Origin of the sequence: Desulfonatronum lacustre DSM 10312 (assembly GCF_000519265.1) — a bacterium.
In the GTDB taxonomy this organism is placed as follows: domain Bacteria; phylum Desulfobacterota; class Desulfovibrionia; order Desulfovibrionales; family Desulfonatronaceae; genus Desulfonatronum; species Desulfonatronum lacustre.
Genome location: NZ_KI912608.1, coordinates 1623522 through 1635510, shown reverse-complemented (window position 1 = coordinate 1635510; position 11989 = coordinate 1623522). Strand labels below are relative to the sequence as shown.

The following is an 11989-nucleotide window of genomic DNA, read 5'->3' as shown; positions in this document are numbered from 1 at the left end:
CATGACAAGCGCTCAAGTTTTTCTGGCATTGATCGCGGGACTTTTCCTGGCGCCCCTGGCCGTCGGCGTGCTTACCGGCGTGGACAGAAGGGTCACGGCTCGGTTGCAGTCTCGAATTGGACCTCCCATTTTGCAGCCCTTTTACGACATCGCGAAACTGCTGGGCAAGGAGCCCATGCTCGCCAACCATTGGCTGGCCTTCTGCTCCCTGCTGTATCTGGCCGGAGCCGTGACGTCCGTGATTTTGTTCTTCCTGCAGGCGGACCTGTTGCTGATCTTCTTCGTCCAGGCCGTGGGGTCGGTCTTTCTGGTGATCGGCGCGATGACCGTTCCATCGCCGTACAGCCAGATCGGCGCACACCGGGAACTGCTCCAGATCATCGCGTATGAGCCGTTGTTGATCCTGGTCATCGTCGGCATTTTCCTGACCACCGGCAGCTTCAAGATCGAGGCCGTGTACGCCATGGAGCAGCCGTTGCTGTTCAAATTGCCCCTGCTGTTCCTCGTGCTGGGCATCGCGTTGACCATTAAACTGCGTAAATCCCCCTTTGACATTTCCGCGTCGCACCATGCGCACCAGGAAATCGTCCGAGGCGTGTACACCGAATATTCAGGTCCGTATCTGGCCATCGTGGAGATCGCCCACTGGTTCGAGATCGTCCTGATCCTCGGCCTGCTTTCCCTGTTTTGGTCCACCAGCGTCGTCGGCTTGGTGCTGCTCCTGGGTATCACCTATTTCGTGGAAATCCTGGTCGACAATACCACTTCCCGGATGACGTGGCGTTGGATGCTCGGGACCGCCTGGATAACAGGCATTATGTTTTCCCTGATTAACCTGCTTTGGCTGTATTACGGGTAGATACTATGAACTTCATATCCAATTTTATCCAATCATCTCGGATCAAGTCCCCCTGGGTCATGCACTTCGACTGCGGAAGCTGCAACGGGTGCGACATTGAGACGCTGGCTGTGCTCACTCCCGTCTATGACGTGGAGCGTTTCGGAATCATCAATATCGGCAACCCCAAGCACGCGGACGTGCTGTTGGTTACCGGCACGGTGAATCACCGCAACAAGAAGGTGCTCAAGAACCTCTACGATCAAATGCCGAAACCCCGGGCCGTCATCGCCATTGGGGCCTGCGGTCTGACCGGCGGGGTGATGCGTGAGGCGCCGAACGTCGTCGGCGGCGTGGATAAGGTCATTCCGGTGGATGTCTATGTCCCAGGCTGTCCGGCCAAACCTGAAGCGATCATTGACGGCGTGGTCAAGGCGCTGGAATTGTTCGCCGCCAAGTCGTAAGGAGTTGGAATATGGCTGAAGCTCAAACCAAAGACAAAGAAAAAATCGTCGCCGTCCTCCCGGCAACCGATATTGCCGGCGACGCCCTCAAAGACGAGGTGCTCAAGCTGAAGGCTGACGGATATCGTTTCGTGACCATGACCTGCGTCGACCTGGATGCGGATAATGTCGACCTGATCTACGCTTTTGACCGCGACCTGGAGATGGTGCACTATCGTCTCAAACAGCCCAAGGCTCAGCCCGCGCTGTCCATTTCCGATATTCTGTTCGCGGCCTTTCTCGTGGAAAACGAAATCCAGGACCAGTTCGGCATCTGCTTTGAAGGACTGGTGCTGAATTTTGAAAACTATCTGTACCTGGAGAAAGAAGTCGCTCGAACCCCCTTCTGCAAATACAGCGTGATTCGTAAAGAATCGGAAGCCCAGTAATCATCCTTATCGCTGGTAATTACCTTAGGAGACTTTATGGCCAAGACCATTATCCCTTTTGGTCCGCAACACCCCGTCCTCCCGGAACCCATCCATCTGTCCCTGACAGTGGAGGACGAGATCGTGACCCAGGCCGTGCCGGCCTTGGGCTACGTACATCGCGGGCTGGAAAAGCTTTGTGATATCCGGGACTACCACCACATGATCCAGGTCGTGGAGCGTGTGTGTGGAATTTGCTCGAAAATTCATGCCATGTGCTACTGCCAGTGCCTGGAAGAGATGATGAAGATCGAGGTTCCACCCAGGGCCAAGTATCTGCGCGTGATCTGGTCGGAACTGCACCGTGTTCACTCTCACCTGTTGTGGCTGGGTCTTTTCGCGGACGCCTTCGGCTTCGAGGCGCTGTTCTATCAGCTCTGGAAGATCCGCGAGCGGGTCATGGACATCAACGAGGCCACCACCGGCAACCGGGTCATCGTGGCTGTGAACGTGATGGGTGGGGTCAGGAACGATCTTTCCCCGGAACAGATTCGCTGGATTCTTTCCGAGCTGGAACTCGTGGAAAGCGAACTCAAGGCCTTGGAATCCACGATTCTCGACGACTATACGGTCAAAGCCAGAACCGTGGGCATAGGGGTCCTGACCAAGGAACAGGCCTACGAATTGGGCGCCGCCGGACCGACTCTGCGCGGCAGCGGCGTTGCCCAGGATATGCGACAGTTGAAGTTCGCAGCGTTCGGCGACCTGGAATTCGAGCCCATTGTCGAGTACGAGGGCGACAGCTATGCCCGTGGCAAGGTTCGCTATCGGGAAACTCATCAGTCCATCGACCTCGTCCGACAGGCTTTGCACAAGCTCCCCGAGGGCCCCATCAACGTCAAGGTCAAAGGCAATCCTGAAGGCGAAGGCACGGCACGGGTCGAACAGCCGCGGGGCGAGCTGTACTACTACATCAAGGCCAATGGAACGAAATACCTGGAACGTCTGCGTATCCGCACCCCCACATTCGCCAATATTCCGCCCCTGGCCGCCATGTTGCCGGGGATCGAACTGGCGGACGTGCCGGTCGTCGTTCTCTCCATTGACCCCTGCATCAGTTGCACGGAACGCTAGGAGACGAGTCATGTTCAAAGTCACACCAATGACAGGCAATGTCCTGAAAAACCTGTTCACCAAGAAATCCACCCGGCCTTACCCTTTTGAGGTCCGGGAGCCCTTTGAAAATAACCGGGGCGAGTTGTACATCGATATCGACAACTGCATATTTTGCTCCACATGCGCCAGGAAGTGCCCTTCCCAGTGCATCACCGTGGACAAGGAAAAAGGAATCTGGCGCTGCGATGCCTTCGCCTGCGTCTATTGCGGCACTTGCGTGGACAATTGTCCCACCAAATGTCTGCACCACAAACGTACGTGGCGTCCCGTCTCCACGACCAAAGTGATCATCGAAGAGCAAGGCACCCCGCCCAAGCCGAAGAAGAAGGCTGCCAAGAAGGAAGAAGCGGCGGAATAAACATCAACTTGAATGGTTCGAGGCGTTCTTGCGGGAACATCTCGACAACTGAAAAAATGGAAGGGCATGGTCGATTCGGCCATGCCCTTCCATTTTTTTGCGCTCTTTACTGCTTTTTCACAAGAGCGCTTTCTTTACGAATCCGCTGGAAATGCATAGAGTATTTTTTTTACCCACCTCTCTTTCCGGGATGAAGGGCAATCTCATGGATACGGCACAATATTTGTTGGCCGCCAACGCGGCGGTCTGGATCGGCCTGGGGGGCTACATTTTTTTTCTAGCCCGTCGCCAGGCCATGATGGAGCAACGATTACAACATTTGGAGGCTCTGGATAATGAGCAGCACGACACTCGGTCCGCATGATCAGGGACGCCGTCTGGTCGTGGCGGTCATCGCCCTTGGTCTGGTTTTGATTTTTGTCGGATCGATCATCTACCGCCTGCAGAATCCGGGTTTGACCATGCAGGCCAGGCCATCGGAAACGTCCATGGCCATGAACGAGGTATCCGAACTGATGGCCCGTTTGGATAGTGAGCCGAATCATTTGCCCACGTTGATGGCCCTTGGCGACCAGTTCATGCGCATGGGGTCCTGGGAACGGGCGGCGGTTTTCTGGAAACGCTCCATCGCCCTGGATCCGTCCCTGGACAGGGCCTTGAACGGTTTGGGCGTGGCCCACTACAATATGGAGCAGTACGTCGAATCCGCCGAGCAGTTCGAACGGATCGTGGAAATCAAGCCCGATAATCATCGGGCGCACTTCAATCTGGGCATGCTTTACAAGCATTATCTGGAAGAACCGGAGCTGGCCCGGGTACATTTTGAGCGGGTCCTGGAACTGGAACCGGATGATGTCGAGCTGATGGAGCGCATCCGGGACGAGTTGGCGAACATGACTCCCGGTGTTCCTGAGAGCGAGCAGCCAACGGGCTGAATTTCCGGAACGCGCCCACATCCGCGATCATAAGAAAGCGCCGGCTCTCATGTCATCATGAGAGCCGGCGCTTTTTTTCCTATCGCTCTTGACGGCTGGTCTTCACACGGACCTTGTCTCCTCGTCTCCACCTTGGAGGACGTAAATTTCCAACTCCTCGTCCATCCCCGGTAACGGCCGCGTCCCGACCGAAGTCAGTCCATGGCCTTTGTCATGGTTGAGCGTGAAGTCAGCGCTCGCGGCGATCCGGACGTCCAGGGGCCTGGTCAGACGCTCGATCCTGCTGGCCACGTTCACGGCATGGCCCATGACCGTGTATTCCATGCGCTCCGGGCTGCCGATGTTCCCGGCCAGAACCGGGCCGGAATGCAGGCCGATGGAGTTTCGCAGGCGCAGTTCCGGACCCAGCCGCAATTGCTCGTTCAACTCGTCGCACCGGGCGACCATGGCTTTGGCCGCGCTCAGGGCCACGCGCTGTTCCTGTTCCAGAGGAACGGGATGTCCGAAAACCGCCAGGACCATGTCCCCGACGAACTTGTCCACAATGCCGCCGTGACGCTGAATCACCTCGACCATGGCCGTGAGGTAGTCGTTGAGAAGACCCACCAGCAATTTGGGAGGCAGTTTCTGACACAGCCGGGAAAAACCGCGCAGGTCGCATACCAACAGCGTGGCGTTGTGCATTTCGCCGCCCAGTTCAAGGCGGTTTTTCAGCAGGTGATCCATCGCCTCGGTCCCGAGAATTTTACCCAGGCTGTTTTTCATCAGAGCCTTTTCGCGCAATTCCGTGACCATGGCATTGTAGCTCCGCGCTGAAGCGACGATTTCTCTCGGCCCCGACTCCTCCAGGCGTTGGGAATAGTCACCTTCGCCGACTTTGCCCAAAGCCTGTTGCAGCTTGCCCAACGGACGAAAAATGCTGCGACTGAAGTACCAACTCATGCCCATGGCCACAACCAAAGCGATGAAGAGTGAAATCAAACCGGCTTGGCGGATGGCCGCCAATTTTCCTTCCACGGTTGCCACGGTCATGTCGATGCCGATCAGGGCCACGGGCCGTCCGGCGGAGTCGTGAATCGGGGCGTAACCGGACATGGACGCGCCCCATTGATCGTAATGCGGACGTTCATCGCTGGAAGGCCGTACAAATCCCTGCAACAACTCCATTGGCGGATCGGGATACAAGGTCCCGATGGGTTCCGGAAGTTCATCCTCGCTGATGATTCCGTCGCCGTCGTCGTCATGGGCCGGTGAATCCACGATGAATCGCACCTGACCGTTCTCCAGGCGCATGGTATAGGCGAAAAGGTATTCCTGGCTGGTCTGGGCAATGATGCCCATTAATTCCTGGATTTCCAGGTACTCCGGCGAGGTCGTCTGGTCCGGTTCGGTCAGCTCCCGCAAAATGTCGCCATCCACGAGCATGGCGGAAATTTTGGCCGTGGCCTTGAGTTGGTCGCGGATGGAATCCAGCATGGCGGCCCTGGCCTGGTAGTAGAAGTAGGAGCCCGTGGCGCCGGAAGCCATGACGGCGATGAACAGGATGCCGAGGAAGAGTTTGACGCTCAGTCGCATGAGGTGGAAGTCTCCCGTGACGTGAAGGTGCGTGACGTGGCGAAACGGATACCCGCTGAATTGATCATGGCGGATTTGCCGCCCGGGAATTGGAGGGTTGCTTCTTTTCGGCGATTTTTCCAGGCTTGGTCCAGGCGCAAAAGGGAGTCGTGCAGGGCTTGGCCTGGCCCGAGGTCGTCGATGACGGCTTTGTAGAGGCGCAGTCGCAGTCCTGGATGCAGGGTGTGCAAAAGAGTGGATTCCAGGAAGTGTCCGGATTTCTCAACCTGTTGGACCAGAGGCGTGATCAGCGACGCAAAGAGGTCGTTGTCCAGCTCACCTTGCCGGTGCAGGCGGATAATGCCGGCCAGAAATCGAGGGTTCTCCCGGATCAGCAGGGGCATTACATCCTTACGAACGCGGTTGCGGGCGTGGTTTGGATCCGCGTTGCTGGCGTCTTCGGACCAAGACACTTCGATATCGCTCAAAAAATTCCGGAGATCCTGCTTGGGGGTGTGAAGCAGGGGGCGCAAGAGCAGGCGTGTCGGGTCCCAGCACGGCATTCCGGCCAGTCCCGGCCATCCCGTTCCGCGGATCAAGCGCATCAGCACGTCCTCGGCCAGGTCGTCGGCATGGTGGGCGGTGAGCAGCATGTCAGCGTTGAGTTGCCGCCGTACCCCGAAGAGAAAGCGATAGCGCAGGGTGCGTCCGGCTTCCTCCAGGCCGGTTCCGCTCATCCGGGCGTACCGGGCAACATTGCTGTGCCCTATCGTGGCCTGGACCCCGAGACGTCGGCAGAGCTCCGCGACATGGCTCGCCTCCTGGACGGATTCCTGGCGCAGCCCATGGTCCAGGTGGGCGACGCTGATCGTGATTCCCAGGCGAGGGGCCAGGCAATGCAGGATCAACAGCAGGGCCGTTGAGTCGCTCCCGGCGGAGCAGGCCAGCAACAGGCGGCGTTGGCGGAAGGGAAGGCCGAGGTCGTGGAGGAGAAATCGCTCGATGCCCAGACAGAACCGCGCCCAGATGGGGGGCAGGTCCTGGATGGTGGTGGGCGGAGCGGAAGAGGGCATGCTGTATCTGAAGAAATCGTACGGTTGCGCTTTTTTGAAAGCCCCTAAACCGGAATGTCCAGTTCGGTCAGCATGGCGTCGATTTGGTCCAGGATCCAATCCCGTTGTTCCCGGCCCGCGTAGGCGATACAGGAGCAGCGCAGCTTGCCCCGGCCTCGGGTCAGCAGTTCCACTTTCAGCCAATTCGGGCCGGTTTCCAGGGAGCAGACGAACGGACCGCACTGGGCCGCGTGTTCGCGCTGTTCCGTGGAAAGCAGGTTTTTCGGGATTTCCAGCCAGTACATATCCTCCAGCGAAGCCTTCACAGTTTTGGTCTCAAGGCAAGACAAAAGACGCTGCATGTCCGTGGAGTTGAGTTCGTCTATCAGGTAGGCGCGCAATGGTATTCTCCGTGGGGTGCTTTCAGCGAGGCTCGCCGATTCAGTCCTCGCTTGGTTTGGGTTTGCGTCGATCCGGATGGGCGTCCGGCGTGGGAAGTTCGTTGTCCAGGTTGAACATCCGGCGGGTGACGTCGATGTACCGGGTTCCGGCGTCCTCTTCCTGGGCGCGGCGTTTTAGGAAGTCCAACGGCTGGTGATACAGCTTGTGGGCCAGGGAGAGCACCAGGGTCTCCAGGGCCTGGCTCACGTCCGGGTCGTCGGCTTTCGGTCCCAGGCGGCGCAGGGTTTTTTTGAGTTCCTTGCGGGCGATCCGCTCGCCGCCGGCCAGCAGGTCCAGAATGGTCGGCTTCAGGCCCAGGGAGCGCAGCCAGCAGGCGAACTTTTCCGTCTCCTCCTGGACGATGACCATGGCCTTGGCCGCTTCGGTTTTGCGCTGGCTCAGGTTCTCCTCCACCACTTCCTTCAGGTCGTCGATGTCGTAGAGGTAGATGTTGTCCAGGTTGTTCACGTCCGGGTCGATGTCCCGGGGCACCGCGATATCGATGAAGAACATCGGCCGGTTGCGGCGGCGTTTCATGATGGATTGGACGTCGCGGCGCTGGATGACCGTCTGGGTCGCGCCGGTGGAGCTGATGACGATGTCCGCCTCGGCCATGCGCTCGAACAGCTCGGCGAAGAGCACGGCCTCCCCCTGGATGCGGGAGGCCAGTTCACAGCCCCGGGCGTGGGTGCGGTTGGCGATGAGCATCCGTTTGACCCCGGCGGAGAGCAGGTGGGTGGCGGCCAGTTCGGCCATCTCTCCGGCCCCCACGAGCATGGCGGTCTGGTTGGCGAGGTCGCCGAAGATGCGTTTGGCCAGTTCCACGGCGGCGAAACTGATGGACACGGCGTTGGAGGCGACTTTCGTCTCCGTGCGCACCCGTTTGGCCACGGAAAAGGATTTGTGCAGGAGTCGGTTCAGGATCACTCCGGAGGCTCCCTGTTTGACGCTGTTCCGGTAGGCCTGTTTGAGTTGACCGAGAATTTGGGGTTCGCCCAAGACCATGGAATCCAGGCTGGAGGCCACGGAAAACAGGTGGGTCACCGCGTCCAGATTGCGGTGGGTGTAGGTGTGGTCCTGCAATTCATGGACGTCGCCCCCGCAACAGTTGGCCCAAAAGCGCAGGATCTCCCGTACTGTGTCCTTGTCCTCACGGCCGACGGTCACGAGTTCCACCCGATTACAGGTGGAAAGGATCATGGCCTCTTTCACGCCGGACTCGACGGAGATCAGCCCCTGGTCCTTCGGGTCGACGTTAGGCAGGGCATAGCGTTCCCGGACCTCGACCGGTGCGGTGCGGTGGTTGAGTCCGAGCAGACAGATGGATTGGTTCATGACTTAGGGTTGAAAGCTGTGGTGGGTCTCGAGGAAAAAGTTGATTCCCAGCATGGAGATCAGGGACAGGGCAAAGATCCAGATGGCCAGCTTGGCCGGTTTGCGTCCGCGCCAGCCGTTGACCAGGCGCTGGTGAAAGAGAAAGGCGAAGAGCAGCCAGACGATAATGGCCGCGACCTCCTTGGGATCCCAGGAGAAGAAGCGCTCCCAGGTGAAGTGCGCCCAGAGGAACCCGGAAAGCAGGCCCACGGTGAACAACGGAAACCCGAGATTCACGGCCCAGGCATTGACCTGATCGAACAGGGACAGGGAGGGCAGGTCTTTGCTCAGGCCGGTGATTTTGGTCTTGCCCTTGATCTTGTTTTCCAGGAACAGATAGACCGCTCCGGCGCTGGCGGCCATGGCCAGCAGGCAGATGCTCAGGAACAGGGTGCCGATATGCAGCCCGAACCACAGCCCCATGAAGCTTTCCGGCAGGATGACCTCCATGCTGGGCAGGGTCGTGGCGAAGGAGTAGACGATCAGGGCCAGGGGCAGGGAGGTCAGGGCCAGAAAGTGCATGCGCAGCCGCCAGTTCAGGACCAGGGAGACGATGATCAGGGTCCAGGCCATCAGGCTGAAGTAAAACGGACCGTGACCCAGGGCCTCCGAACCGTAACGGGCCATATACAGCCCGACATCCACGGTGTGCAGGCCGAAGCCGAGCAGGGTCGCGAATTGTCCGCCGGAACGGAGAAGGGGACCGCGGATCAGCACCGCGAGAATATGCAGTACGGCCCCGAGAAAATAGAGCGCCAGAACGGCGAGTTCCAGGGTTTCAGTCAGGTTCACCGATCACGTCCTCCAAGCGGGGATGCAGGCTTTCCGGGAGATGACGCCGTAGTTCCTCCAGGATTCGGGCGTCGTCTCCCGACTGCACGGCTTCCAGCAGTCTGGATTGGGTCAAGGCCCGGAACAGGGCGGTATTGTCCGACGTGGGCAGGTTCAGTTCCAGGACCAGCGGGCGCAGGCGGCGCATTATCGCCAGGAACCGGGCGTACTCCGGGCCGAAGCAGGCGCCGAGGTCCTGGCGGATTTTCTTGGCCAGGGCCGGGCTGGAGCCGGACGTGGACACGGCGATGGTCAGGTCGCCCTGGGAGTGCATGGCTGGAAGAATAAAGCTGCATTTCTCGGGCTGGTCCACGATGTTGCAAAGGATTCCCCGCTCGGCGCACATCCTGCTGATTTGCCAGTTCAATGTCTCGTCGCTGGTGCTGGCGATGACCAGGAAGCAGCCATCCAGGTCCTCGGGAAGAAACGTGCGGACATGGTACTCCACCAAGCCCTGCTCGATGAGTTCCTGCCAGCAGGGCTCCGGTTCGCGGGTATCCACGACCCGCAGTCGCCCCGGAGCACAGGACAGGAGCGTGCGGACCTTGCGGGTCCCCACCTGGCCCACGCCGACCACCAGGCAGTACTTGTCGTGCAGATCGAGAAGAATGGGATAGTAGCGCATGGGTGTTTTACATTCAAATTTGGTATCTACTCAGCACGCTGTGTGTCCGCTCTTGCCCCGGCAATCGGGGTCGGTATCGATATCGGAATCGGAACATGAAAAATTTTGAATGTATCCCAGCATTTTCGATCCCGATCCCGATCCCGATTTCGACTCCGACCCTGAAAAAAATCAATCCATCTTTGCGGTGCTGATGGTTACTGACGGACGATGGCGTAAAAGCTGATGGTCACCCACTGCCCCTTGGAATAGTTGAAACCGCGAATAATGGCCAGTCGTTCCACGTCCAGTCCGAGATTTCCCACGGCTTCGTGAAAGCGCTGCTCCTGGCGGGATTCGACCAGCGCCAGGCCGTCGGGATGCTCCAGGAGATGGTTGGCGGCTTCCAGGTGGTTGACCAGCCGGGTTGGGGTGCCCAGGAGAAAGGCCATGCTGGGTTCCTGAAAGCCCGTCGAGGCGATGAGGCCGCTCAGGTCCGGATGCTCCTGGCGCAGGGAGTCCACGGTTTGCAGCACGGCCCGGCTGACCCAGAATCCACGCAGCTCGGGCAGGCCCTTGCCCAGAATGACCGGAAACACCAGGACCGCGCCCAGCAGGAGAATCCCGCAAACCCGGACCATGTGTCCCTCGCGATAGGTGCGCCAGGCCAGGGCGGTCATGGCCAGCACGATCAGGGCCGCGAGAACGCCCCACCAGGAGAAGGCCTTGTCCAGGTAAATCGGGGCCACGATAAAGCCGATGCCCAGCACGACCCCGATGGCCAGCCACAGCCCGGCCCCGATCTTGGGAATCCAGGGCGCGAATCGGCTCGGAGAGCCTGCCGTCGTGGATGAGACGCCGGGATGGGCCACCCGGTGAGAAAGCGTGGCCAGCCAGACGCCGATGAGCAGGGCGATGGCCGGGTACATGGGCAGGACGTAATGGGGCAGTTTGGTGGGCACCAGCTCAAAAACGATCCAGGACGGGACGATCCAGGCCCAGAGAAAACGGACCAGACGGTCCGTTTTCCGCAAGGACCAGGTCTGGACCAGGGCCGGCCAGGCCAGCAGCGATCCCGGCCAGAAGGTCAGGGTGAACAAAAGCAGGTACATCCCCGGAGGAGCGCCGTGGGATTCGTGGCCGGAGATCAGTTTGGGCAGCAGATCGCCGGTGACCGCGTCGGAGACGAAGGAGCCGTCCGTGGCCAGACTGACGGCGATGAGCCAGGGCAGAACCATGACCGTGGTCAGGAGCAGGCCGGCCTTGGGCCGCAGCCCGCGCAGCCAGGCAAAGCGCCCGTGATTGAGGGTTTCCGGGGCGCGGCGGTCGGCGATGAACAGAGTGAGCAAGGTCAGCCCGGAGATCATCGGTCCCACCGGCCCCTTGAGCAGGATGGACCCGCCCATGCCGCCCCAGAACAACAGCCAGAGCCATGGCTCCGGCTGCCGGTCCGCCGGGCGGATGTAGCAGCGGGCCAGGGCCGCCTGCATGGCCGTGATGGAGGCCAGGAGCATGGCGTCGGTCTTGGCCAGATGGGCCTCGGTGACCAGCAGGAGGGTGCAGGTCAGCAGAGCCGCGGCGGCCAGAGCGAAGCGGACGTCCATTGCTCGTCTGGCCAGGGAAAAGGTCAGCAGCACGGCCAGCACGGCCCCCAGCACGGACGGCAGGCGGTAGGGCCAGAGAGCCTCGGGATTGGTCAGCCGGGCAGAGGCGGCCTGGAGCCAGTAGATGCCCACGGGTTTTTTGTGGCGATCCTGGTCCTGGAACTTGATCCGGATGTAGTCCCCATCTTCCAACATCTGCCGGGAAGCCTGGGCAAAACGAGCCTCGTCCCGGTCAAAGGGGGGAAGGGTGGTCATGCCCGGAAGAAACAGCACCAGGCAGAAGCAGATCAGGATCAGGTATCCGAACGTGGCGGCAAAGGGGCCGTCGAGATATTTTGTCATATGGATGGT

General features: G+C 59.7%; 14 protein-coding genes. 7 read left to right on the top strand and 7 right to left on the bottom strand.

Annotated features, from left to right (window positions below; translation table 11 throughout):
• The first annotated feature begins 1 nt into the window (after position 1).
• From DESLA_RS0107700 to DESLA_RS0107670, 7 genes are all read left to right on the top strand, one after another.
• The gene (locus DESLA_RS0107700) at positions 2-859 is read left to right on the top strand and encodes a respiratory chain complex I subunit 1 family protein (RefSeq protein ID WP_028572007.1); all 858 of its coding nucleotides are present in this window, start codon (positions 2-4) and stop codon (positions 857-859) included.
• 5 nt (positions 860-864) lie between these two features.
• Positions 865-1302: an NADH-quinone oxidoreductase subunit B family protein gene (locus DESLA_RS0107695; protein ID WP_028572006.1), complete on the top strand. Its 438-nt coding sequence runs from the start codon at positions 865-867 to the stop codon at positions 1300-1302.
• Positions 1303-1313: 11 nt separating this feature from the next.
• Positions 1314-1730, top strand: a complete 417-nt coding sequence (locus tag DESLA_RS0107690) for an NADH-quinone oxidoreductase subunit C (RefSeq protein ID WP_051434486.1) — start codon at positions 1314-1316, stop codon at positions 1728-1730.
• Positions 1731-1766: 36 nt separating this feature from the next.
• Complete coding sequence (locus DESLA_RS0107685) at positions 1767-2843, top strand: hydrogenase large subunit (protein ID WP_028572004.1); 1077 nt, start codon at positions 1767-1769, stop codon at positions 2841-2843.
• A gap of 10 nt (positions 2844-2853) precedes the next feature.
• Positions 2854-3243 carry a 4Fe-4S dicluster domain-containing protein gene (locus DESLA_RS0107680; RefSeq protein WP_028572003.1) on the top strand — a complete coding sequence of 130 codons (390 nt, stop codon included), beginning with the start codon at positions 2854-2856 and terminating at the stop codon, positions 3241-3243.
• Positions 3244-3448: 205 nt separating this feature from the next.
• Positions 3449-3607, top strand: coding sequence for a CcmD family protein (locus tag DESLA_RS19355; RefSeq protein WP_084032199.1), 159 nt, complete (start codon positions 3449-3451; stop codon positions 3605-3607).
• On the top strand, positions 3579-4178 hold the full coding sequence (locus DESLA_RS0107670; protein WP_028572002.1) for a tetratricopeptide repeat protein: 600 nt from the start codon (positions 3579-3581) through the stop codon (positions 4176-4178). Before DESLA_RS19355 ends, DESLA_RS0107670 begins: the two co-directional genes overlap by 29 nt.
• Positions 4179-4280: 102 nt before the next feature.
• On the opposite strand, the gene DESLA_RS0107665 is transcribed toward DESLA_RS0107670, so the two are convergent.
• The 7 genes from DESLA_RS0107665 to DESLA_RS0107635 form a co-directional block, all read right to left on the bottom strand.
• Positions 4281-5753, bottom strand: coding sequence for an adenylate/guanylate cyclase domain-containing protein (locus tag DESLA_RS0107665; protein WP_028572001.1), 1473 nt, complete (start codon positions 5751-5753; stop codon positions 4281-4283).
• The gene (tilS, locus tag DESLA_RS19350; RefSeq protein WP_035261530.1) at positions 5744-6805 is read right to left on the bottom strand and encodes a tRNA lysidine(34) synthetase TilS; all 1062 of its coding nucleotides are present in this window, start codon (positions 6803-6805) and stop codon (positions 5744-5746) included. Before tilS ends, DESLA_RS0107665 begins: the two co-directional genes overlap by 10 nt.
• Before the next feature lie 44 nt (positions 6806-6849).
• Entirely contained in the window at positions 6850-7185 is a 336-nt protein-coding gene (locus tag DESLA_RS0107655; protein WP_028572000.1) for a hypothetical protein, read from the bottom strand.
• A gap of 40 nt (positions 7186-7225) precedes the next feature.
• The gene (gene hemA, locus DESLA_RS0107650; RefSeq protein ID WP_028571999.1) at positions 7226-8560 is read right to left on the bottom strand and encodes a glutamyl-tRNA reductase; all 1335 of its coding nucleotides are present in this window, start codon (positions 8558-8560) and stop codon (positions 7226-7228) included.
• Positions 8561-8563: 3 nt separating this feature from the next.
• Complete coding sequence (locus tag DESLA_RS0107645) at positions 8564-9391, bottom strand: cytochrome C assembly family protein (protein WP_028571998.1); 828 nt, start codon at positions 9389-9391, stop codon at positions 8564-8566.
• Complete coding sequence (locus DESLA_RS0107640) at positions 9378-10055, bottom strand: precorrin-2 dehydrogenase/sirohydrochlorin ferrochelatase family protein (protein WP_028571997.1); 678 nt, start codon at positions 10053-10055, stop codon at positions 9378-9380. The genes DESLA_RS0107645 and DESLA_RS0107640 overlap by 14 nt, the downstream gene beginning before the upstream one ends.
• A 197-nt stretch (positions 10056-10252) precedes the next feature.
• Positions 10253-11980 carry an ArnT family glycosyltransferase gene (locus DESLA_RS0107635; protein ID WP_051434485.1) on the bottom strand — a complete coding sequence of 576 codons (1728 nt, stop codon included), beginning with the start codon at positions 11978-11980 and terminating at the stop codon, positions 10253-10255.
• Between the last annotated feature and the right edge of the window lie 9 nt (positions 11981-11989).

Excerpts from the sequence above, each read along its gene's own strand:
- DESLA_RS0107700 (WP_028572007.1), top strand. The coding sequence starts at position 2 with ATGACAAGCGCTCAAGTTTTTCTGGCATTGATCGCGGGACTTTTCCTG.
- DESLA_RS0107695 (WP_028572006.1), top strand. The coding sequence starts at position 865 with ATGAACTTCATATCCAATTTTATCCAATCATCTCGGATCAAGTCCCCC.
- DESLA_RS0107690 (WP_051434486.1), top strand. The coding sequence starts at position 1,314 with ATGGCTGAAGCTCAAACCAAAGACAAAGAAAAAATCGTCGCCGTCCTC.
- DESLA_RS0107685 (WP_028572004.1), top strand. The coding sequence starts at position 1,767 with ATGGCCAAGACCATTATCCCTTTTGGTCCGCAACACCCCGTCCTCCCG.
- DESLA_RS0107680 (WP_028572003.1), top strand. The coding sequence starts at position 2,854 with ATGTTCAAAGTCACACCAATGACAGGCAATGTCCTGAAAAACCTGTTC.
- DESLA_RS19355 (WP_084032199.1), top strand. The coding sequence starts at position 3,449 with ATGGATACGGCACAATATTTGTTGGCCGCCAACGCGGCGGTCTGGATC.
- DESLA_RS0107670 (WP_028572002.1), top strand. The coding sequence starts at position 3,579 with ATGAGCAGCACGACACTCGGTCCGCATGATCAGGGACGCCGTCTGGTC.
- DESLA_RS0107665 (WP_028572001.1), bottom strand. The coding sequence starts at position 5,753 with ATGCGACTGAGCGTCAAACTCTTCCTCGGCATCCTGTTCATCGCCGTC.
- tilS (WP_035261530.1), bottom strand. The coding sequence starts at position 6,805 with ATGCCCTCTTCCGCTCCGCCCACCACCATCCAGGACCTGCCCCCCATC.
- hemA (WP_028571999.1), bottom strand. The coding sequence starts at position 8,560 with ATGAACCAATCCATCTGTCTGCTCGGACTCAACCACCGCACCGCACCG.
- DESLA_RS0107640 (WP_028571997.1), bottom strand. The coding sequence starts at position 10,055 with ATGCGCTACTATCCCATTCTTCTCGATCTGCACGACAAGTACTGCCTG.
- DESLA_RS0107635 (WP_051434485.1), bottom strand. The coding sequence starts at position 11,980 with ATGACAAAATATCTCGACGGCCCCTTTGCCGCCACGTTCGGATACCTG.